The organism is Pseudomonas sp. NBRC 111138 (assembly GCF_001320835.1).
In the GTDB taxonomy this organism is placed as follows: Bacteria; Pseudomonadota; Gammaproteobacteria; order Pseudomonadales; family Pseudomonadaceae; genus Aquipseudomonas; species Aquipseudomonas paracarnis.
In genome coordinates, this window is record NZ_BCBO01000076.1 from 21,847 (window position 1) to 42,272 (window position 20,426).

Below are 20,426 nucleotides of genomic sequence, written 5' to 3' on the forward strand. Positions count from 1 at the left end.
AATTTACGCGGGGCCCGGGCCGGGCGGCAGGACGATGCCCTCGTCGATTGGCCTTCGGGTTTCGATAAAAAGAAAGGGCATATGAATCAGCGTTCCTGAGCGGCCGGTAAGGATCTGGCGAAGCACTGGATCGCCAATCAATCCAGGGATGATCAACCTGCTACCGGCCACTTCGCCGTTGTACCGCATGAAATAGCCGGTACCGATGGAACTGACCAGCATCCACTCGTTGCGCGCGCCGAAGGTGTCCGACCCGATCCAGGCTTCCAAATACTGGTCGCTTAGCACCTGGTCTCGATGGTCGTAGTTCCAGACGCCGCTGGACCGCTTGTAACTGACAGCGTTGTTGCCGGAATCGAACACCACCGTCGTTGAACCCGGCGCCCAAACCCGCACACCATGGGTTTCACCGCTGATATAGCCACCGGAGAAAACGACCAAGAACTCACACATGTAGGCCCGGAGCAACGGGTACAGATCAGCATGGTTCTGTGGGTTGCCAGGAAGATTGGTGATGGTGAAAGCGACCACCACCCCCGTCCAGGCCCCAGGTGCGCCCTTTGCTGCGATATAGCCGATAACCGTATTCACCTGGGAGGCAACATTGCGAGGTCGAGCGAATACAAGCGGCGGGGTCGGACTGGTGGACACCCCGTAAAAGGTGTACTCGAAAAAAATGGCTACAGGCGGGATGCCGTCCTTGTCTTTGTAGAGACGGACGTCCGTCCAGCCACCATTGTCGATGTGTCCTGCGCCTTCATCGACCGCAATGAAAATCGGATTGTTCTCATCGACAGCAAGGTTTCCCCAATCATTGGTGACCCTGAAGCCGATGCTCATGAAGAAATTCCCAGTATCAGGAAGCACGACACTGGAGCAGCCGACCACGTCAACGTATTGCCGTTGATCACCACCAGAGGAACCGGTGACAATCCTACGTTCTCCGCGGGCATCAGGCTTATATCCAGCTTTAGGCCGTCATAGGGGGTCAGGTCGAGGCTGCCCCCTACGTTGTTTTGCGTCCGAATCGACTCCATTTTGCGAATGGTTCGGACTGTGCTGTCGAACGTGACCCGCTGATTCGCATCGCGGCAGCGAATAATCGACGTCATACCATCATCTCCCCGATTTCAATGCGCAAACCGCCGGCGGCGTCGTACCAGTGCTGGTACTGGTCCGTCATAACCATGCGCGTGCCACCCACCAGACCGTTCATGAATATCCCGGCCTGGGGATCGATTACGAACCGCGGCAGCCCGCCCGCCCCAATTTGAGAGCTGACGAGTTGCCCATACACCTGGCCGAACCCGATGGTGATGTTTGCTACGTCGATGGCGTCGGCGCGCAGTTGACCGCCAACGGTGGTGACAGGGGTAAAACCGTCATTGGCCGTGAGCTTCCCAATGCTGATAGGCCCGATCTGCGCCTGCTGGATGGATGCCTCCCTAACCAGCAGCGTGTTGATGTAAACCTTCTCACCGTCAATGGTGAACGGGTTCACATAGTTCGGCCCGTTCGCACCTGGCGTGGCGACCCAGAAGCGGTTGGCCAGGATGGCGAAGTCCGCGACAGTGCCATTGTTATAGGCGCCGAACCCGCTGATCAGGCCGTTCACATCAAGTCTGAGTGTGTATTGAGCCGACAAGCCTTCAAGCGCCGACGAGTGGGTGCTCAGGGTTTGCTCAATAGCTGCTGATTGGTCGTTGAGGTTGGTTTGCAGCGATGTGATTGCTCTCGCTGTGGCTTCAAACTCAGTGGCGATAGTCTGCTGGTCGCTCAGGTACTGCGCAGCCGTGGTGTCCATTCGCGACACCAAGCTTTCCATATTGCGGGCTTGGGTTTGCAGGGCGTTGGAGAAAGTCTCGCTGTATTGCACCAGCACAGACTCAGCCGTTTCAAGCCGAGAGGACATGCCGGTCAGCGCCTGGGTAGCAGCCTCCTGTAGGTTGATCCGGGCGGTGCGCTCAGTAACGATATCGACAGAGTTTTCGCCTATGCTGGCCTCCATCAGGTCGATCTGGTGCGCAATAGCCTGCTGGTCGGAGGTGATAACCTCCTGTAACTGGGTAATTGCAGCTTTGATATCGCTGCCGGTTTGCACCCGCATATCCGTGATTTGCCGGCGGATCTGGACGTTTTCGTCGTCCCGCAGGAATCGCTCTGCCGACGTCAGTAGCCTTGCCGACTGCGCCGCGGCATCCAGCATTGCTATTGTTTTATTCAACCCATCAAGGTCAATGGCTTTCGCCAGCGCTTTCGCGAGTTCGCTCTGATTGGTCTGGCTGGTGATCAGTTTGAGCAGGTACTCGATATCGAGCATCGCCTCGACTGCGGTACCGGCTGGACTATTGGGCGGCCCTTCGATGCCGGAGGTGGAAACCCAGGTGATCCAGTAAAAGTACACCTTGCCCTTTTTCGGATCATTGGGATCAACCGCATCCCCGCGCACCGGGTCGCTGTACATCATGCCCGTGGCTCGACTGATCAGCGTCGACTGGCCGAAGTTATCGGTTTCACTGCGGTAAATGTTGGTCAGTGAGTGGTTTCGATAGAGCTTGTAGGGATTGTCCCAGGTCAGCGTGTTCATGCCGAATACGCCGACGCCTTGGAACCCTACAGGGGCCGGTGGTATTGCTCGGTCTGGTACGCCTGGGCTTGGAACCAAACCGCCGTTACCACCTGGCTTCCAGCCTGGCCGGAGCGTGAACGCACCGCTTTCCAGCAAATCCCGGTAGGTCAGCTTCTTGTCGAGGCCATTCCCGCGATTCCCCTCGCCCGTCTCAATGATCTCAGTCAGAGCACTAAAAAACGGGCGCAACTCCGCCGAAACCTTGCTGCTGGGTGCAGGAAGGCTTGAGCGTTTTGTCGTCATTAGGTCAACTCAGAGGGTGTGTTCGCAATTTGGATAGAGAAAACTTCGGTCGAGCCGGACGCTTCCACCTGCCATTCGCGCGCATCCGCGAAACCCGGCGGCAGCCTGAACATCTGGTTACTGCCAATTTCGGCGTCGAGCGCAGTGGTGCCATCGGCGATCACCCGGAACTGGACCGGAAACGCCGCCGCCACCACCTTTCCGCAGCTGAAATTCGCCGAACCAGGTGGAAACTCGAATACCTTCGAGCGCCATCGGTAGGTCATCGGCGGCCCGCCTCGCCACTTGGCAATCGTGCTGCCCTGGATCAGATACAGAGTGGAGGCCGCAATGTCGTAGTAGGAGTTGGCCGCCTTGGCGTCAATGAACTCAATACCCTCGCCCGGGGCCAGGGCAAAGCACCCGCCATCGTAAAACGCCAGATAACGGCCTTCGTATCGGCAGGCATGGATCGATGCGGGATTCAGCGCTTGCCACTGCTCCGGCGTTAGCACCCCGTCGGTGATCAGCTGCGGCTCTCCGCCGGACACCGCCACCAGCCCCTCAGTCGACGCATAGACTACGTACTCGCCCATATCGACCACCGACCCCCTCGACACGCACACACGGTCTGCATCCGGGTCAGCAGCGCTCATCGCCGCAGGCGTTGTGCCGGTGACCAGTCGCGGACGTCCGGTGGTGGCAACCACCAGCCCGGCGGTGGTGACGCCGATCCCGACTATTTTGTCAGGAAAGGAAATTTGGTAATCAACCGGCCAGGCGTGCGGGTGATACGGCTCGCAAAAGCACAGCGTGTTGTCGAAAAACCCGGCAAATATGCCGTTTGGCATCTCGACCAGGCCGACCATCGCCGGATCTGGCATATCCCAGCTGAGCGACGGGCAGGCAATACCCAGCTCATCGCTGTTCATGTCGTCCACCCAACTGCCCTGGGCCACAGGGAAGTCAGCCAAATACAGGAATTCACCGCCGCTTTCCGACCGGTAGAGCCGCTTGGTGACGATGTTGTACGGCCCGTTGGGCGACGGCGGCAGTTGAACGTTGACTTTCCCAGGCAACTGGTCGCCCGCACCGTCCCAGCGGTTGATGATGTTCGACGCAGGGCTAGGTGGCCCTTCTTCGCCATAGGCTGAGACATAGGTCACCACATACGTCGCGCCCACGGTGGTGGTGGGCGGTGCTTCACCGCCGGCTGGCTCTGTCACCAATGGCGCGCTGACCGGAGCAGGGATGCCCAGCCGATAAAACCCGGATGGGTACGGCCCTGCGCCCTGAGTGGCGACACCGATGGGGGCCATCTTGGGAAAAGAGTCGCCGGTCCAGTACACCCGCGACCAAGCATCCTTCGCGAGCGGGCTTTTTGCTGCATTGACCTGCTGGCCATCGCCCCAGGCAAACCAGAACCCGGCGCCGTTGTTACCGAATGGGTACCGGTAGATGGATGACGGATTGATCACGCCGCCAATCCCAAGCACGGGCAGCGGCGCATTTTCAGCCCGCAGCGACCCCTTGCGCAGATTGACGTTGCGGGCCGCCTGGGCGTTGGTCGGCTGCAAAAGACGCGGGGTCAGCGCTGGCAACTCGCCCTTGAAAGACGTGATCGCAATCGATGTCATGGAAACCTCGGTGTTTTCATCCTTATGCTGCCGGACTGGTGGCCGGCGAGCGCCTCAGATCGGGCATTTGTGCAGAGGGCATAGAACGCTGCCTGATCCATCAGGGCGCGCTGCATATCGGACCAGGGTTTCTCGGGCATCTTGCGCAGCCAGTACTGGGCGCCGAGCATCAACGCCTCACAGTAACGGTCCAGCAGCCAGTCCGGGGGCACCGCCAAAGAGGAGCCAAACGTGGGCCGCACGACCACATCAGCGGTCAGTCCCGAAGGCCCACCGGTGACAATTACCGTGTCCGGCGAAGGCTGGAACACCTGGCAATAGGCAGGCCGGCCGTCCTGATACAGCGCCTGGATGCGGATAGGCTCCAGGCCAGGCCCGGCGGTGATCTGCTGCTCACCATCGGACAGCTGGATTCTGACTTTCCAAGCCGGCACCTCTGTGCACAGCTCGCGCAGCGCCCAGGCCACACCGTCACGGATAGAGGCGATTACCACCCCCGGCACGTTTGGCAGGATCTGGTCGACCAGCTGGCTCACGTTCATTGCTGCGGTACCTGTTGTTGGGACGTGGCGGCGACCGGCAGAGGCCCAAGCATGCGATCTGTCTGCACTTTCATACCCAGGGTAGCCTGGAACATCTGGAAGTGCATCGTTGCGCGGTTGAGGTTGGCCGCGTGTTCGGCGTCTTTCGCGTAGGCCCTGGAGAGGATGTAATCCACCAGCACCGGCGCAAACGAGTCATCCAGGCGGATCTTTTCAGCAGCGGAGTCGGTGGCCATCGCCTGGGCGTGCGGGTCTGGCACCGACGAGTAGATGATCTCCAGTTTGCTGGTGGCCATTGCCGGCGGGTAGACATAAAACTGGCGCGGTGCCGCCTCGTCGAAGATGTACTGCTCAATCTCCTCGACCTGCTGCTCGGCGTGCCACCGTCGCCTGGTTGAGTCGATAGCGCCTCGGGTCGTGAGAATCACACTCAGCCCACCGCCCGCGGGGGTGATGTTGCGCACCACCTCCAGCAGGCGCAGGCCGCCCTCGGGGATGGATTGCCTGGTGCCCGGGGCGCAAGTAATTTCGGCCGTGACAGAACTGGCATTGGGCTTGATGTTGCAAATTGCCGCATACCCTTCGTTCAGCCAATCCAGCAGCTCGGTGTTAGCCCACCGCGTGCCGTTGGATGTGACTTCCTGCAGGATCTTTTTGGCGCGGGTCAGGATGTTGCCTACAGTCGTCACGGCCACGGTTTACACCTCTTGCATGTAGGAAAGTTTCGCCAGCTCGGTAGTCCATACGAACTCGCAGCCGGTCCTGGTGTTGCGCAACAGACGATTGCCGGTAACCGGCACCGAACGCTCCTCCTCGTCGACGTCGTCGAGATCAGGCGCCTGGGCCTCGGCCAAAGCAGTGGCTGTTGGCGGGTCGCCTGCCACCAACTTCATGTTGATACCAGGGATGCTCATCTCATCGACGAGCGCCTGCGGGATGTACAGCTGGCCATCTTCGCCGTTCAAGGTGACCGGCCCGATGTGACGCCCGGGGCCAGGGTCGGCAGCGACCTGCACAGTTTCAACAGCGGCACTTTGGGCAGCTGCGTCGTCGCCGGCTGGTTGGTCGCCCTCCGACGCTTGATCAGCACCATCGCCCGATACCCCGCGCGCAGCGGAGTCAGTGTCGACGTCAGGATCGCCGGTGGTCTTGGGATCAGCGAGCCCAGCAGTGCCGGCATTGCCAGGCGCCAGATCAGGGTTCGGCGCGCTTTCGTCGTCAGCTTCATCAGCCAGGGCCTTCTCGAGCCCTGCGAGCAATTCGGAGCGAAGTGTGTCCTCGCTTTTGCGTTGGTCAGCCTTCAAGCCCAGGTCTTTGAGCATTTCAAGCAAGCCGTCTTTGTCGGCTGTTTTTGCCTTTTCAATCAATTCGCGAATCATGGTTTTCTCCGAGAAAAGCAAAAAGCGGCCAGGCGGCCGCTTATGGTGTGGAGATGAGGGTGATCAGCGGCTGCAGTACAGGTTGCCGATCGCTTTCGGGTCGATGACGCCGGAACCGAACACGTTCAAACCACGAACGAGCTTGCCGAAGTCGTTCGGGTTAGGCAGGGTTTCCATTTGGGTCATCTGGCTGGCAAAGGTGAGGCCTTTCTTGTGACCGAACATCACGTTGCTGGCCTTCTTGGTGGCCGCGACATCATCCACTGCTGTGGTGTTGTTGCTGATGAACACGGTGAAACGATCGAGCATGCCGACCTTGCCGTTGCGGAAGACCGAAGTGGAATCGCCCATAATGCTGGCGTCGCGCAAATCGGACTTTTTCAGCATGCCGTTCATCCAGGCGGGCAGAACCACCCAGCGGCCTTGCTCGGGAACGTTTTGCTCGTCGAGAACGGTGCCGCAGTCCACCAACACATCCAGGATGTTTTCCTTGGTGATCTGCACAGGCGCGCCAGCTTTGCCGAGGTTGATGCCGCCAGACTTGGCGCCGGCGTTGTCGCCGCGATTGGCCGCTGCAGCGTCGGCGTAGTGGCGGTTCAGCAGCTGGGTGTCGATAGCCACCTTCATCTGCTCACCGCCGTCGGTGCTGAACTCATCCATGAGTTTGATATCGGCCTGGTAAGCATCGACGTCGTTCACCTCGAACGCGAAGTACTTGCCCTGGTCAATCTGCAGCTGCACCTTGTCACTTACCGGCTTTTCGTAAGTAACGCCGCCGCCGATCACGTAGTCCTTGATGACAATCGACGGTACGGTGCGGATGTTGATGGTGTCGCCTTGATTCTTGATTTCGCCCTCATAGTCGGTGTTTGCGATCTCACCGAATACGGTTGCGGCATACAGCTTCTGAACCAACTTGCCGGACCAGAGCGCCGGGATGAAACCCGATGCACTGGTGGAGCTGTAGTTTGGATGCCCTGGGGCGCGTGCTGGACCTGCCATGGTGTTGCTCCTATTTCCTGACGCCTCGCGGCGTTACAGAGCGCGTGCTATCGCGAAATGCGACCGTTTGCTACCGCGTCTGAGATGTCCTGTTCAATCGCAGTCGCCTCGGCTTTCGTGTACCGCTTGCCCAGCGCCACATCCTTGTAGAACTCGTTGATTTCAGCATTGCTCCACCACTTACCCTCCGCCGGCGGCGTAGGATCGGTGCGAGTGGAGCGTGGCTGAACGTTTTCCGGTGGGATGGTGCGATCTGGGTTCGGTGCTGCCGGTGCGGGCTGCGCGTCTTTGAAGGCTTGGAACAGCGCGGCGACGCGGTATGCGTCGTTGGCTGTCTGGGCCTCGATCAAAAGCTGCTGCCGCTCTTTGCCGGTGAACGTGTCCATGTGGCTGAGCCACTCATGGAACGCGGGCAATCCGTTGATCTCAACAGCGTCAGGAATGCGCTGAATCAGTTGCCGGAAGAACTCTTCCTGCGCTTGCTCGGCTTTTTCCTGCTCGCTTTTCTGGGTTTTATGCTTCAGCCCTTCGAGTTCGGTTTTAATCGATTCCAACTCTGCGGGATTGGCGCCAGAAGCCTGGCCACCAGCCACTCGCTGGATAAGTGCTATGAGGTCCGGCCCGTAGCTCTCAATTTCCTCGGGGGTCAGATCCGACACTGCTCGCTGCACCGCATTGCCTGCGGGCTGCTGCGCTTTCGCCAGTTCTGCGGTCAGTCGGGACACTTCCTGTTGCAACGCGGGTACTTCAGCGTTGTATTTCCCTTGCATGACCTTGAAGCGTTGCTCCCAGTAATCAGCACCATCGTTACGGGCGGCGGGGGCCGGGTCCGTTTTGGCTGGTGCTTGTTGGTCTGAGATCACCGGCGCATTTGGATCTGCTGCCGGAGCCGCATCTGGTGCGGGGTTCTCGGCGGGCTTATTCAGCGCTTCCTGAATAGCCGTTGCTTCATCGATTTGCGCCTGTACGTTGCGGGGTAGCGTGCTCATTGATCGTATTCTCCTTGGGTAGAGCCGGCAGGTCCGGGCTTCTGGTGTGCTACTGGTTCCGGGCACTTGGCCAAATGACCGGAGAGTGGCCACAAAAAAACCGCCTCAAGTTGGGCGGCTTTTTCTGTAGCTACTGGATAGGCCGCGAGATGCTTGCCTGGATTCGCTCAAGCATCTCGCGGGATTCTTCAAACGTCTTGATCAGCTCCCTGGCCAGGCTCGCCCTGCCCTGAGCCCTGAATAAACCCTCCAGGTTGTTCACCCCCTCCAGGCTCTGCTGCGCCTCCATCAAATGGCTGCTCAGTATCTCCTTGAGGTGCTTCCATTCCGGGCTGTTGGTCAGGTTGACCAGGGCTTGCCACTGTTGGTTGCTGGGTTTCATTGGCTCCGCCACCTGCATGTTGAAGTTGGGCGACCACGGCACCGTTGCTCATACCGAGGCGCTGGGCCTCAGCACGGGTTTTCTCGGCCTTCGCGGTCAGTTCAGCTGTTTGGGCAGCGGTTTTCTCGGTTTCCGCTTCGACCTGCTGCCCCACCGCAGCGGCTTGCTGTTGCTGCTGTTGGGCCTGCTGCGCCTGCTGCTGCTCCTCCCGGGCCTTCATCTCGGCTTTCGTCGGGATCAGCCCTGGCATATCCAAGCTTTCGGCGACCTTGCGCAAGATTGCGGCCCTACCTTCAAGGCCGAGGATCTGCATGTCGGTCGGGTTGTTGGTGAAGCTCAGGAACTGAGTGCGCGCGTTCAGCGTTTGCTCGCGCTGTAGCATCGCGTTTGCGCCCCGGGCCACGACTTTGCAGTCGCCCTTGATTGCGTTGTTATCGGAGTACCGCATGTTGAACAACCACAGCGCTTCGACGACACGGCGAACCACTCCACGGTCGATGTGGCGGATCGCGTCCTTGATACCCTTGTTGGCCGACTCCATCAGCATCGATAGACCGCTGGCTGTGTTGCCTGCGCCACCGACTTTTTCGGCGCCGTAGATGTATCGCGGGATATTCGTCGCGTCGTCCGCGCGCTTCTCCCATGAGTCATAGACCGCTTGAAGCTCACCAGCCATGCTGACCGGCTGGTAAAAGCGAATCACCGGTGACGTCGCCCCTCCCTGCAGTCCTGCCGTCTGGCCGCTTTTCACCCGCCAGCGTTTCAGCGGATACATCTCGTTTGGGTTTTCACCCGGCTGCAAGCGGTCTTCATCAACTTCCACCTGCGGGCCGCTGGCAAACGCCATGTTGTTGGCCTGTGCCCGGGCTGTTGAGCCGCAGAAGTCCTGCACATCACTCATCAACTCAGGAATCGACATCCCCCAGAACGAGCCAGGCACGATCTGGAACGACGCCTTGTGATATGGCCGGCCGCCCAGAGGGTTGCGGTTGAACACGCACCGGATAACGTGATTGCCGATCAGGATCGCATCAACTTGGTACTCATCAAGCACGTCCGGCACCTGGGATGGATCAATGCCCCACTGCAGTAGCATCAGCCCCTGGGCTCCGCCCCAATAGTGCAGCCCCTCGATGGTTTCCCCGTTATTGATCATCCAGTCGCCGGCCTTGTCCTCAAGCCGCGCGCGCTGCGAATCAGTTGCGAGCCATTCACGCAGGCCGCCTTGACCATGCTCGGCAAGCACGGCACGAACCGCGTTGTCGCTGTAGCCGGGAACACCAGTGAGCGCGTTGAGGCGCGACCGTGTGTAGCGTTCGCGCTCGATGATGAATGCACCGTCATCGGTGTTCGTCGAATCTGGCGACGGATACATGTCGAAGGGCGAAACCCGGTGAAAAAGGGGTTGAATCTCCTCCGTTTCGATCATCTGCCAATTTTGGCCCCAGGCAATCTGCGGCACACGTTGAAGCAATGGCCCTTTAACAAATGCCGCCGGGTAGATGGTGAAGTCGTCGATGAACTCCTCGAGCGCGGTTTCCCAGCCTCCCTCGGCCAATTGGTCGGCGATAAGCGTTTCATGCGCCTCGCTCGCCTCCTTGGCCTTCTCCTGGATGAGCTCACGCAGCTTCGCTTCCAGCTCGGCTGGGTCAGGCATCGTCTGTGGCGGCGCATCTTGCCCCTGCTCCCCCTGCTGGGCCTGCTGGGCCTGCATCATCTGCTGGGCGAGCTTCTGCTGAAATGCAGCAAGAAACTCGGGCGGGATATCCGCCACCGGCGTTGGATCTAGCCCCCATGGGTGTCCATTGACCGGGATCAGGATGTCACGAATCCAGGAAGCGCCAGCGCGGCACTTGGTGGTGGTCAGCTTTGGGTAAATCTCGCTGCCGCCAGCCTCCCGGATCGCCTGGAGCTTCGTCTCCTCATGCTTTCCTTTCTGGCGCCGCGCGCAGTCCAGCAGCCGATCATCGATTTCACGCTTGGCGTTTTTGGCAGACTCGAAACACCGACGGATGTGCGCCGCCAAAGACGACTGCACCTGTAGAGCGCGCCGGCTTTGCAGCGCCTGCTCCTCAGCGGCGACTTCATCAGCATGCAGGTCTGCGGCGCTCCTGAATTGCAGCAAACCTAATTCAGCCATGGATCATTGCCTCATGAACGTTGTTGATTTCAGCCTGTCGGCCGGAGCGGCGCAGTTTCGCGCCGTGCTCCAGCTTCCGCAGGTTGGCCAGCAGATCCTGCATGTAGTTGACGGGGTCGGCCGCAAACTCGGCCAACTTGACGTTGAGTGTCACGCCCAGGTCGTGAGCCATCTCGAACTGCACCCGAACTGCAGGGTGTCCGCCATCCGGCTCCTTGATTTCTACCGCGTCGACTTGGACCAAGCCAATGTCTCGACGTAGCTGAAAGCTCTGGACGGTGAGCGGGGCAACCAGGCGGGCTATGACGTCGGCGACCTGCTTCCATTCAATAAACATAGTGGTCATGTGTGCGCGCTCCAGTTGCGTCGGGCTCGATCCGTGTTTGATGTTGTTGGCGCTGCGGGGATTGCCCCTGCCGTTGCCTCGAAGACTCCGCAGCGTGCCAGGGTTTCGAATGCCTTGGCCCCGTGGCTCGCCCAGTCGTGACGTGGCTGATCCTTATACACGCCCAACCTCAGATCCCACTCTTTCCGGTAGTTGTCGATGCAGTCGATCAGCCTTGATACGCCTGCGGTTCTTGGCTTGCCTGTATCGGCATCGCCAGTCGACGCGCGGGTGTCTTGCTCGTCCTCGGCGAACCAGCACAGCGGCAGGAAGTTACGCACCGCCTGCACGCCCTCGCTGTTGCGGGAGACGCGTGGGACGATCTGAAACGTAATCCCGTATTGCTTTGCCACGTCGATCCGGGACTTCCCTGTACCGATCTCGCGCACAACGATGTCGTGCGGGGCGTAGTGGGCACCGTAGGAATAACCCAGCTTTTTGAGCAGATCGCCGTAGTACTCCATGCCCTCGCCGGAATGCTCGATGTAATCGATGATGTGCACCTGGCGGCCCACCACCTGGAACAGCACGATGGACATAGCGTCCCCCATGCCCAAGTCCCAGGCAGTGAAAACCGGCAACGTAGGGTTTCGGGTCACCGCCTTGGTGATCCGGCCCTGTTGCCGCAGGAAACGCATCTGCGTGAGGTAGTAAGCACCCTTGATGCCTTGGTCGAAAGCTTCGTCAGGCGTGGCTGGGTATTCGCGCTTCATGTCGTCGTGGAGCGCTTCGGCCTTTTTGGCGTACCAGGCTTGCTGGGCGCGGTCGAGGCGGATTCCGTGTTTGGCTGCCAGCTCGGCGAAGTACTCCTGCAACCACTGCGGCACCACCACCTGGTCGAATGCCTCCAGGCGATACGTGGGGTCTTTGAACCAGGGGAAGAAGTGGAACTGCCAATCCATCACCGTCGGCGTGCGGCCGGCGTCTTTAATGGCCCTGGCCAACTCGCAGTAGGTGAAGAAGTAGCCTTCGCGGCCCTCGGCGGTGCTTTCAATGGTGACCCGGTTGCCCAGGCCCACGGCCTCAAACGCACCGGTGACGATTTCCTGGGCCTTGTCCGGGCTCAGCTTGCAGATCTTGCCGAACTCCGACACATGCAGGCGCTGGAGCGTGCCGCCCCGGAACGAGGTCGACACCTGGATGCTTGAGCCATTATCGAAGATGTAGCCTTGGTCCTTGTCACTGCGCGGTACTGGCAGGCGCATGCCGATCAGCTTGAAGATCGCCGACCAGGCCGGGTCGCCTGAAAGCTTTTCGTAGGCAAACCTGATCTTGTTGCGGTAGATCTCCTTGGCATCCGGCAGCGTGTGGCAGATGCAGCCGGCGCTGTAGTTCCTGGTGAATAGGCAATCGTCGAGCGCGTCGATCATCTCAAAGGTGGTAAAGCCCAGCTGCCGGGCCTTGAGGATGATGTCGCGGTTATGCTCGTTGAGGAACCGCTCGCGCTGCTGTTGGTTCGGCTTGAAGCGCTGAACCTTGCCGTTCTTATCCTTGATCTTGTACAGCGCGTTGAGCCTGTACCACTTGTTGCTCAGGGCCTTCAACAGTAAAGCCTTGCCCTTGAGCTGCTTGGCGAGGTGTAGGGCGATTAGCTCGTCACCCTCACGCACCAGGCGCTGGCGGTCAGTTTCATTCCCCATCACCAGCTGCCTCAGCCAGCAGATCCTCAAGGGATTTGCCTGTGCTTTCCCGTTCTTTGTCGGTGTCCAGGCCGTGGGCCTGGCGTTCGAGCTTGATCAGCCGCTCCAAGGACTGCGTGGCGTGGCCGATGCTCTTGCCGACGTAGTCCAGCGGGATGTCGATCTCGACCGGCTCACCCTTCTGGGTCATGACAGTGATCTTGCCGGCGGCGACCTGCTCATGAATGCGCTCGACATACTGCTGAGTGATATCGCGGGTTCTGGCAATCACCACCTGGTGGCCGCGTACCAGTTGGGCACCGGCCTCGGCGGCCTGCTCGACGATCTCGGCGTCGTTGGTTGCCTCTGCCACAGCAGCAGCGGCGGCGCGCCCGGTCTTCTCCCTGACACGCTGACGGATCATCTCAGACAGATCTTTCTGCCATTCATACTTGTCGGCACGGTTACGGATTGAGCTTTCCGACACATTGTGCCGCCGGCCCAGCTCGCGGTTCGTATAGCAGCCCGTCCGATAATCCCTCTCGACGGCTGCCCAATCACATTTAGCAGCCATGAGCGCTTCCTTAGCGTGAGTATCGGGGGTGTGCTGCGCTTACTGCCTTGGTGCCTGGCAGAAGGTGTTGATGTAGTCCTGTGCCGCGCGCAGGGCGATCAATCCTTCGTCACCGTCGTTGGCGATGGCGACAATTCTTTCTCCAGCCGCTGGGTCAAGTTCGGCTCGCGCTTTTTCATGACCCAGGCCGGAGGTGGCGGTGGTGGCTCCCACTGCGGGACAGGTGGCTTCGACTGACAACCGGCGAGCGCCAGTACCAACAGCAGTGCGAAGACGCTGATTATCGGCTTGGGCATTCTCCAACTCCTTTGTGTGGTCGGTGTCGAGCTGGGCCAGCAGTCGCTGAGTATTCCGGCGAGAATCGGCTGCTTTGTTCAGGGTCGTGACCAGGGATTCGGCGGTGGCCAAGTCCTCAGACTGAGACTGGATGCGCTGATAGCCGCCGTAAATGATGATCAGGCAGCCGATCAGGGCTGCGATCAGATAGCGGATCATGACAACGCTCGGCGGAGCCCTTCCGCTAAAACGGCCTCTGGATAAGCGAACCCTGCGCATTCATGGGCGATGATGCTGGACACCATTACGCCCAGCGTTGCCGGCTTCCGGACGTCGATCACGTCATTGGCACTCACGCCCATACGTCGAGCCACGGCCGCAATGTAGGCCTCGGTGTTGTTCTCATTGCCTGGTGCCCACCTGGTGATGGTTTCACGCACGGTGTCGATGCCTGGGCCGCCCACGCCGGGCATACCGTCCTTGCCGCGATAGTTGATCAGCAGCTTGCCCAGGGCGCGGATGCCGTTCTCTGGGGTGTCAAAGCGTGCAAACCGTGGGGATGGTACGCCGACTTCCAGACCAAGCTGCCCTTGCCAGGCATTGCGCGGGTTGTAGTCGATGTTGCCGGGGTTGTTGTTGCGCACGCCGCGAGGCGTAGTGATCGTGGTCATGGGATAGCCCTCGGCTCCACTGGAGCAATGGTGACGGTGCGGACCATGCCGCCCGTGTAGATGTCCCGCTTCATTGCGGCACGCACCGCCTCCTCCGCGCTTGCCCCCATATCCATTGCAGCCAAGGCGTATGGAGCGCCGCTGCCCATGGCGTCCGGGTTCGCTGGATCAAGATCCTGTTTCCATACCCCGGTCGTGTCGTCGTGACCGATCATCAACAGCTTGCCGCCGTCGACGACATAGCCTGAACACTCGACCGGCACCTTCGAGGGAGTGCCGAAGTAGGCGGCAATCAACGCCTTTTCGTCACATACGGCGCCTGCCAGGAAGAAGCTGACACCATCCACAACCAGGCACTTCGGTGCGTTGTCGGAGACGATGCGATCGTTACGGACCTGGCGGCCGTCATAGGCGATTACGCCGTCTTTGTAGGCAATGGTCGTCATAGTCAGTAACGCTCCGGGGTTGTAATGCTGGCTCGGTGCCGGTATTCATGAGGATCATTCAAAGCAAGGAGCACGCAGCGTGTCGAAATACAGACTCGAAGAATCGCGCCCAGACTGGTACAAGGGCTTAGGGCCTCTTTACCAAATCCACGATGAAACCGGACCCATTCGTCATCTACGGTGGGATTACGAGCCCACCGCTATCGCTGTTCTCGATGACTTGGAAAATGGCCGTGCGCTGTTGGCGGACATCAACTACAAGCTGAATGGCGCATCGCACAAGAGCGAGGCTCCTGCTCACTTTGCCGAGGACGAAGACGTCATCTACTTCTTCGAGGAAGACAAACTTCCAACGTCGGACAGAGGCCTCACCACTACAGAAGAAAAGCGTGCGGCTCTCTTGAAGAACGGTTATTCGGAGATCGTCATCTACTGGGAATCAGTACCGCCATCTGAATAAATATCCGCGCCACGATTTGGCGCATTCGAGAACGTGGCGCGGAATTCAGCTCGGCTGCCTGATCTTGCTGACGATGGATTGGGCAGACTCCCGCACCTCTGTCTCGCGACCGTCAAAGGTGCGGACAATTGCGTGGATGCCCCGGTATTGCGTGCTGGTTGAGGTCTCTTGCACATGAGCGATGGCGCTGGGGGCAAAGTAGTGGCTGTACCCGTTGTGGTCAGTCAGCTCGATCATGGTCGTTCCTCAGTCTGTGCCCGCGTCAGAGCCTCACCTGCTTTGTCTGCTGCTTTGCTGGCCGTGTCAGCTGCCTGAACGGCGGTGTGGGATGCCTCTTGCACCTTCACTGCTGCGTCCTGGGTCTTCTCTGCCAGGTTGGTCAGCCGCAGATCACGCTTGCCCAGGGCTGCGTCGTAGGCGGCGCGCACCTCGGTGAGTTGCTTGGTGTGTTCGGCAGTGGTTGACCACACGCCGGCTTGCCAGCCCAGGGTCGCGCCTCCGGCTACCAGCACGAGGGCAATCAGCCATCCTTCAACCCGACGCCACCAGTGACGGGCGATGAACTCCATTGCGCATCTGTCCATTAGTTGTCGTCTCCCAGCTTCGTGCGCAGGCGGTGGATCTCTTCGCTCTGCAGCGTGACGCGCTCGGTAAGTTGGCCGACTTGGCTGGTGAGCGCCTCGATTTTGCCTTCCATGCGCCCTACTGCTGCGGCGAGCTCGTTGCGCTCTTTCGCGAACTGGTCGGCTCTGGCCTCGGCGGCGTTGGCCCGGGCGCGCTCGGTGTCGAGCAGCTCATTCAGCCGGCGCACGGTGCCGATGTCGGCGTTATCCATTGCCCGGTCGGTCGCGTCTTTGGAGAGGAACTTCCTCAGCCAGAGCAAGCCACCAAGCACTACGGTGCCCGTACCACTCAGCCACGCGAGCGTCCCTGGGCCGAGGTCGTTTGGGTCCATCCGTCTCTCCAAATGAAAATACAACATAAGTGTTGTGTTAAAACAAAAGTGTTGTAGAATAAACTCACCCCAACAACGAGGCGAGGTGATGAAGTTCAGCGAGTTCAGACGATGGTTGAAGGCCCAAGGGGTGACCTTCGAAGCTGGCAAGGGAAGCCACTTCAAAGTAATCGCCCCAAACGGCAACAGGACCACCTTCGCGGATCACGGAAGCAAGGAAATGCCCGAACCGACCCGCAAGGCGATCATTAAACAACTGGGGCTCTGATGAGCCCCTTCACCACATCTGCACGCTGAGCGATCACCTCCAAAGGAGTGACCATGTACAACTACGCAATCCGCTTTGAGCAGGACGACAGCGCTCCCGGCCTGGCCGTGTTCTGCCGTGACCTGCCAGAGCTGAACAGCTACGGCGACGACAAAGAACACGCGATCCGTGAAGCGCAGGACGCGATTGAGAGTGCGCTATCCATCTACGTCGACGAGCGCCGAGCGATTCCAGCGGCATCAGCACCCCAGGCCGGCGAACACGTCATCCACTTACCAGCGGTGACCGTGGCAAAGATCGCCCTGTGGAATTCGATGATGGATCGGGATATGCGCAAGGCCGACTTGTGCCGGTTGCTGGGCGTTCACCAGGCCCAGGGCGATCGCCTGGTCGACTTCCTGCACACATCGAAGATGGAGCAGCTGGAAAACGCCTTGGCCGCACTCGGTAAACGCCTGTCGGTGTCTGTTGAGGCAGCCTGAATAGGTGCCAGGGCGAACCCTGGCGGTTTGTGCTTGTGTGTCGTCATCTCGACGATACGGCACGTCGCTGCAACGCCTCACGGCGTGGCGGTGCAATCACCCCTGTTCGGGATTCAGTGGCTGAGCAACTGCCGCCGCGGTGGTGACGGTCACTGAGCCTTGGTACATCGTTTTCAGCTCCGCGACATACACGGGCTGCTTGGGCGCCTGCTGGACCATCTGTTCAGCACGGGCGTTCGCCTCATCCTCGGTCGCGAACTGGGTCTGCAGCGGCGAGTTGGGAAAAGGCTGAGGGATCACTACATATGGCATGGTTTCACCTACTGAGTTTGCTGACGGGGACTATCCCGAATAAAGCGAATAGGCGCGGGCAACCGGACGCGATCCATGCTGCTGATCCGGCCTCTGCTCATCCTTGAGCATTCACCCACATAAAACTCGTTGATTGGCGGAATGCGGAGGAGTCGAACCCCTACCGTTTCCAGCAACACCGGGTTCAAACCGGCTTGCCTACCACTTGGCGCCGCCTTCCAGAAACGCAAAACCCCGCACGATGGCGGGGCTCTTGAATGGGTGCAGGTGGCTGGCGCAACTCTCCAGCTCTGGTGGGGCAGATCGCCGGGTCACGTACCCTGCCCTCTCATCGCGTAGCCGCCCATTGTCCGCACGGGATTAGACGACGCCTCTACCGACTTAGCCCAGCTGCCTGGGCGATAACCTGCATAAAACAATCGAGCTTCAGCTGCGCAATATGCGCAATTCCAATCACCTGCAAACTACGCACAACCCTCGTCGCTTCTGCTTTTGCGCAAGTTGCGCAGGTGCGCACTCACTGCGCAGAACTGCGCAGGGAACGAAGAACGCTTTTGAAAGCGTTTTAAGCGATATCAAGCTTGTAATCTTCAGCTTGCTCGTGGATCTCGTAGGGTTTGCCGAGCAGAACCCGCTGAACAGTGTCCGGATAGGTCGCTGAAACGAAAAGGTAGTAATTGGCAAGACTGGATCGTATTAATCGGTCGAGAAACTCCGGACTCAATTTAATCAGAATTACCTTCATGGGCGCCTCCTGCGCTTCGATGCTTTCAATCGCGTCCTGGAGATGCCCTAAATCCATTCCAGCCTCCACTTCAATGAGAACCCAGCAGGTGCCAGGTTCTCATGGAATTCATATCATGTGGCTGTAGAAAAGCGCATATGACTCGATGCCATCGTTGGGCTCTTTGATGCCTGCGTTGGAGTAGTGAGTCGCGCGAATACCCACCCGCTGCGTATCACCGAACTTCAGCCCAGCACCAATGCGATCCTCGAAATTGAAGGACGACCCAAACTTCTGGTCACCGGCCGTAGTCCCGGAGAACACTGCCACGCCAATCCCAGCTTCGATAAATGGTTTGATGTCGCCATGACCAAACTCGTAAACGAACACTGGGGAGAAGGATATAGAGTGGCGAGCGCCAGCCTCTTTCCCAGACTCCCAGTATGTGTAACCCAAGTCCCAATAACCGGTCAGCTTACCTGTAGAGCTTTCCAACCAAGCCTTGTCCCAGTTGAATCCCAGGGCAGTACGAGCAGTCAAACCACCTTGGCTCGTAGCGCCGAGAGCGCCAGAAAGTTCCGCCGCTTGAGCGCCGTAAGAAACCGCGCAAAACAGCAAAGCCGGAAGGAGTATTTTCTTCATTTTGTGACCATTAAGTTCTGAGAAAAGATCAAAAACCTGCCTACGGCACTATGAATCAATGTGCCATCAAATGGTTCTCAAAAAAGACCTGGATGGCGCTTATGTCATCATTAATGGCAAAAAAACGGGCACGCTAGAATGCAGAATTTTCCCAATAAAAAACCCGGCGCTTGGCCGGGCTTTCGGAAAGCATAATCAGTAGATCTCTACGCTGCTGAGCTTTGCTTGAGCAAAGGGCATTGCCGTAGGTGCAGAAAACTTCCAATTTTCCCCCGGGCCAATATCCGAACCGTGTGCAATTGTGTTGCCGATGACGTTACCGGCCGCGTCATAGAGCTTGAATTTCACAAACACAGAACCCAATGGAGCATTCGTGTTGTTGTGAGCCATGCCCATCACCGCGTTGTATCCTTCCGGCGCTGTACCTGCATGGATATTAGACAATGTTACCCGGTCTTCAGAAATTACAGCTGTGGAGATGAGAAGTGCTGCAATTGCGAGGATCTTTCGCATCGGTAGTGCTCCATTTTGGATAGAGCTCAACCTTTGCCCAGTCCCATGAGCGCTGTCAACTATGGCAAAAGCACGAGCTTAAACTGCCATAAAAAAACCCGACGCAATGGCCGGGTTTTCTTTGTTTGGCTGTCATCCTGTGATACACCAAACCGCAGGTTCGAAATCTACGCGGTCATTCGGCCACTGTCAAGCCGCCTCCCGACACAACAGGCCGCGCTCTTCGAGCAGGGCCTCAACCGCGAAGTGTGCGGCCGTAACCTGGCCATCGAGCCAAGCCTTGGTAATCGAACGCCAGCGGCGCAAGGTTCTCTCAGGCGTGCCGTCAGCATCCCAGCTATGGAGCACGTAGAACGACGAGGGCAGTCCGTTGCGGCGCTCGGGAATCATCCATGCCATGACGCACTTGGTCTTGAACAGCTGATGAGCAGGGCTCACAACCCTGGGTGTTAAATACGCGGCGGCATCTCTCACCTCGTTCTGGTTGATCGAATACTTGCCGACCAGCGCCTGCCACTGGACCTCAGACAGCTCTCGCTTGATGGTAGACCGGGTCATCGAATCCTGCGTCAGGCGCTCTTCCGGCGATAGTTCGTCGCTTACCGATCCGGTGAGCAGTTCATCGTCGAATGTCGCCTTGTACTTGCGCTGCCACGACGCCTTCTTGGTACCGTCGTGGATCTCGATAGACATCACCCGGCTGATGCAATGCGCTGCGTCTCGATACACGCTCATCAGGCAGCCCTCCGAATCCGGCGCGGCGGCGGGTTGTCATCCAAACCGAGGATATTGCGCAACAGCTTGTCCGCAGACTTGCTCTTGGCGTTACCTTCGGACACCCAGCGCTTGCAGTAATCCCCGAACTCGATGTTGACCCTGGTGGCGTGCCAGCTGGCGACCATATCCAGAAGGCAGGCCAATGCAGCAGCACCGCCAACCTTCTCCTGGGCAAGGCCTTCCCCGGCAATCTTCAAAAACTTGCGCTCATGATCCAGCAGACTTTTGCGCGGCAATGCCGCCGTTACGTTACTCATTTGCGGCACTCCCGAGGCTTTTATAAACCTCCATAATCACAATTTGCTGATGCGGGGCGCAGGCCTCGCAAGCCGTGGGCTGTAGCTGAAAACGCGGAAATTGGAATCTAACGCCTGTCTGCTCGGCATTAGCGCTTCCTGCG

At 58.9% G+C, this 20,426-nt stretch carries 28 protein-coding genes; 3 read left to right on the forward strand and 25 right to left on the reverse strand.

Going from position 1 to position 20,426, the window contains the following annotated elements:
* Window positions 1–3 precede the first annotated feature (3 nt).
* From APH41_RS14070 to APH41_RS14145, 16 genes are all read right to left on the reverse strand, one after another.
* Window positions 4–840, reverse strand: coding sequence for a hypothetical protein (locus APH41_RS14070; protein ID WP_054919560.1), 837 nt, complete (start codon window positions 838–840; stop codon window positions 4–6).
* Window positions 837–1,112, reverse strand: a complete 276-nt coding sequence (locus APH41_RS14075; protein WP_054919562.1) for a hypothetical protein — start codon at window positions 1,110–1,112, stop codon at window positions 837–839. Before APH41_RS14075 ends, APH41_RS14070 begins: the two co-directional genes overlap by 4 nt.
* Entirely contained in the window at window positions 1,109–2,872 is a 1,764-nt protein-coding gene (locus tag APH41_RS14080) for a DUF1983 domain-containing protein (protein ID WP_082430447.1), read from the reverse strand. Before APH41_RS14080 ends, APH41_RS14075 begins: the two co-directional genes overlap by 4 nt.
* A complete protein-coding gene (locus tag APH41_RS14085) occupies window positions 2,872–4,488 on the reverse strand; it encodes a hypothetical protein (RefSeq protein ID WP_177333567.1) in 1,617 nt (538 codons plus the stop codon). The genes APH41_RS14080 and APH41_RS14085 overlap by 1 nt, the downstream gene beginning before the upstream one ends.
* A complete protein-coding gene (locus APH41_RS14090) occupies window positions 4,485–5,030 on the reverse strand; it encodes a hypothetical protein (protein WP_054919567.1) in 546 nt (181 codons plus the stop codon). Before APH41_RS14090 ends, APH41_RS14085 begins: the two co-directional genes overlap by 4 nt.
* Complete coding sequence (locus APH41_RS14095; protein WP_054919570.1) at window positions 5,027–5,725, reverse strand: DUF6682 family protein; 699 nt, start codon at window positions 5,723–5,725, stop codon at window positions 5,027–5,029. Before APH41_RS14095 ends, APH41_RS14090 begins: the two co-directional genes overlap by 4 nt.
* Before the next feature lie 3 nt (window positions 5,726–5,728).
* The gene (locus tag APH41_RS14100; protein ID WP_054919573.1) at window positions 5,729–6,409 is read right to left on the reverse strand and encodes a hypothetical protein; all 681 of its coding nucleotides are present in this window, start codon (window positions 6,407–6,409) and stop codon (window positions 5,729–5,731) included.
* Between the two features lie 63 nt (window positions 6,410–6,472).
* Complete coding sequence (locus tag APH41_RS14105) at window positions 6,473–7,411, reverse strand: hypothetical protein (protein ID WP_054919575.1); 939 nt, start codon at window positions 7,409–7,411, stop codon at window positions 6,473–6,475.
* A 47-nt stretch (window positions 7,412–7,458) separates the two neighbouring features.
* Window positions 7,459–8,400, reverse strand: a complete 942-nt coding sequence (locus APH41_RS14110; RefSeq protein ID WP_054919577.1) for a hypothetical protein — start codon at window positions 8,398–8,400, stop codon at window positions 7,459–7,461.
* 188 nt (window positions 8,401–8,588) lie between these two features.
* Window positions 8,589–10,922 (reverse strand): hypothetical protein, encoded by a 2,334-nt coding sequence (locus tag APH41_RS14115; RefSeq protein ID WP_054919579.1) that lies wholly within the window; start codon window positions 10,920–10,922, stop codon window positions 8,589–8,591.
* Window positions 10,915–11,268, reverse strand: a complete 354-nt coding sequence (locus APH41_RS14120; RefSeq protein WP_054919584.1) for a hypothetical protein — start codon at window positions 11,266–11,268, stop codon at window positions 10,915–10,917. Before APH41_RS14120 ends, APH41_RS14115 begins: the two co-directional genes overlap by 8 nt.
* Entirely contained in the window at window positions 11,265–12,947 is a 1,683-nt protein-coding gene (locus APH41_RS14125) for a hypothetical protein (RefSeq protein WP_054919586.1), read from the reverse strand. Before APH41_RS14125 ends, APH41_RS14120 begins: the two co-directional genes overlap by 4 nt.
* Window positions 12,937–13,500 carry a hypothetical protein gene (locus APH41_RS14130; RefSeq protein WP_054919589.1) on the reverse strand — a complete coding sequence of 188 codons (564 nt, stop codon included), beginning with the start codon at window positions 13,498–13,500 and terminating at the stop codon, window positions 12,937–12,939. The genes APH41_RS14125 and APH41_RS14130 overlap by 11 nt, the downstream gene beginning before the upstream one ends.
* 39 nt (window positions 13,501–13,539) lie before the next feature.
* Window positions 13,540–13,995: a lysis protein gene (locus APH41_RS14135; RefSeq protein WP_054919591.1), complete on the reverse strand. Its 456-nt coding sequence runs from the start codon at window positions 13,993–13,995 to the stop codon at window positions 13,540–13,542.
* Complete coding sequence (locus APH41_RS14140; RefSeq protein ID WP_054919696.1) at window positions 13,992–14,438, reverse strand: structural protein P5; 447 nt, start codon at window positions 14,436–14,438, stop codon at window positions 13,992–13,994. Before APH41_RS14140 ends, APH41_RS14135 begins: the two co-directional genes overlap by 4 nt.
* Before the next feature lie 5 nt (window positions 14,439–14,443).
* Window positions 14,444–14,893: a hypothetical protein gene (locus tag APH41_RS14145; RefSeq protein WP_054919594.1), complete on the reverse strand. Its 450-nt coding sequence runs from the start codon at window positions 14,891–14,893 to the stop codon at window positions 14,444–14,446.
* 79 nt (window positions 14,894–14,972) lie between these two features.
* Between APH41_RS14145 and APH41_RS14150 the strand changes: the two genes are divergently transcribed.
* Entirely contained in the window at window positions 14,973–15,353 is a 381-nt protein-coding gene (locus APH41_RS14150; RefSeq protein WP_054919596.1) for a hypothetical protein, read from the forward strand.
* Window positions 15,354–15,398: 45 nt separating this feature from the next.
* Here the strand turns inward: APH41_RS14150 and APH41_RS14155 are convergent, their stop codons facing one another.
* The 3 genes from APH41_RS14155 to APH41_RS14165 are packed head-to-tail and all read right to left on the reverse strand — an operon-like array spanning window position 15,399 to window position 16,308.
* A complete protein-coding gene (locus APH41_RS14155) occupies window positions 15,399–15,590 on the reverse strand; it encodes a hypothetical protein (RefSeq protein ID WP_054919598.1) in 192 nt (63 codons plus the stop codon).
* Window positions 15,587–15,937, reverse strand: a complete 351-nt coding sequence (locus tag APH41_RS14160) for a hypothetical protein (RefSeq protein WP_054919601.1) — start codon at window positions 15,935–15,937, stop codon at window positions 15,587–15,589. The genes APH41_RS14155 and APH41_RS14160 overlap by 4 nt, the downstream gene beginning before the upstream one ends.
* A complete protein-coding gene (locus APH41_RS14165) occupies window positions 15,937–16,308 on the reverse strand; it encodes a hypothetical protein (RefSeq protein ID WP_054919604.1) in 372 nt (123 codons plus the stop codon). The genes APH41_RS14160 and APH41_RS14165 overlap by 1 nt, the downstream gene beginning before the upstream one ends.
* A gap of 88 nt (window positions 16,309–16,396) precedes the next feature.
* Between APH41_RS14165 and APH41_RS14170 the strand changes: the two genes are divergently transcribed.
* Window positions 16,397–16,576 carry a type II toxin-antitoxin system HicA family toxin gene (locus APH41_RS14170; RefSeq protein ID WP_054919606.1) on the forward strand — a complete coding sequence of 60 codons (180 nt, stop codon included), beginning with the start codon at window positions 16,397–16,399 and terminating at the stop codon, window positions 16,574–16,576.
* Window positions 16,577–16,629: 53 nt separating this feature from the next.
* The gene (locus APH41_RS14175; RefSeq protein ID WP_054919609.1) at window positions 16,630–17,058 is read left to right on the forward strand and encodes a type II toxin-antitoxin system HicB family antitoxin; all 429 of its coding nucleotides are present in this window, start codon (window positions 16,630–16,632) and stop codon (window positions 17,056–17,058) included.
* 96 nt (window positions 17,059–17,154) lie between these two features.
* Here APH41_RS14175 and APH41_RS14180 read toward each other — a convergent pair whose 3' ends face one another.
* From APH41_RS14180 to APH41_RS14205, 6 genes are all read right to left on the reverse strand, one after another.
* Window positions 17,155–17,370, reverse strand: coding sequence for a hypothetical protein (locus APH41_RS14180; protein ID WP_054919610.1), 216 nt, complete (start codon window positions 17,368–17,370; stop codon window positions 17,155–17,157).
* A gap of 565 nt (window positions 17,371–17,935) precedes the next feature.
* The gene (locus APH41_RS14185) at window positions 17,936–18,172 is read right to left on the reverse strand and encodes a hypothetical protein (RefSeq protein WP_054919611.1); all 237 of its coding nucleotides are present in this window, start codon (window positions 18,170–18,172) and stop codon (window positions 17,936–17,938) included.
* Window positions 18,173–18,223: 51 nt separating this feature from the next.
* Window positions 18,224–18,736: an acyloxyacyl hydrolase gene (locus APH41_RS14190; RefSeq protein ID WP_054919612.1), complete on the reverse strand. Its 513-nt coding sequence runs from the start codon at window positions 18,734–18,736 to the stop codon at window positions 18,224–18,226.
* A 195-nt stretch (window positions 18,737–18,931) separates the two neighbouring features.
* A complete protein-coding gene (locus APH41_RS14195) occupies window positions 18,932–19,249 on the reverse strand; it encodes an FxLYD domain-containing protein (RefSeq protein WP_054919613.1) in 318 nt (105 codons plus the stop codon).
* A gap of 189 nt (window positions 19,250–19,438) precedes the next feature.
* Window positions 19,439–19,984 (reverse strand): hypothetical protein, encoded by a 546-nt coding sequence (locus APH41_RS14200; protein WP_054919614.1) that lies wholly within the window; start codon window positions 19,982–19,984, stop codon window positions 19,439–19,441.
* Window positions 19,984–20,283: a hypothetical protein gene (locus tag APH41_RS14205; RefSeq protein WP_054919617.1), complete on the reverse strand. Its 300-nt coding sequence runs from the start codon at window positions 20,281–20,283 to the stop codon at window positions 19,984–19,986. Before APH41_RS14205 ends, APH41_RS14200 begins: the two co-directional genes overlap by 1 nt.
* Between the last annotated feature and the right edge of the window lie 143 nt (window positions 20,284–20,426).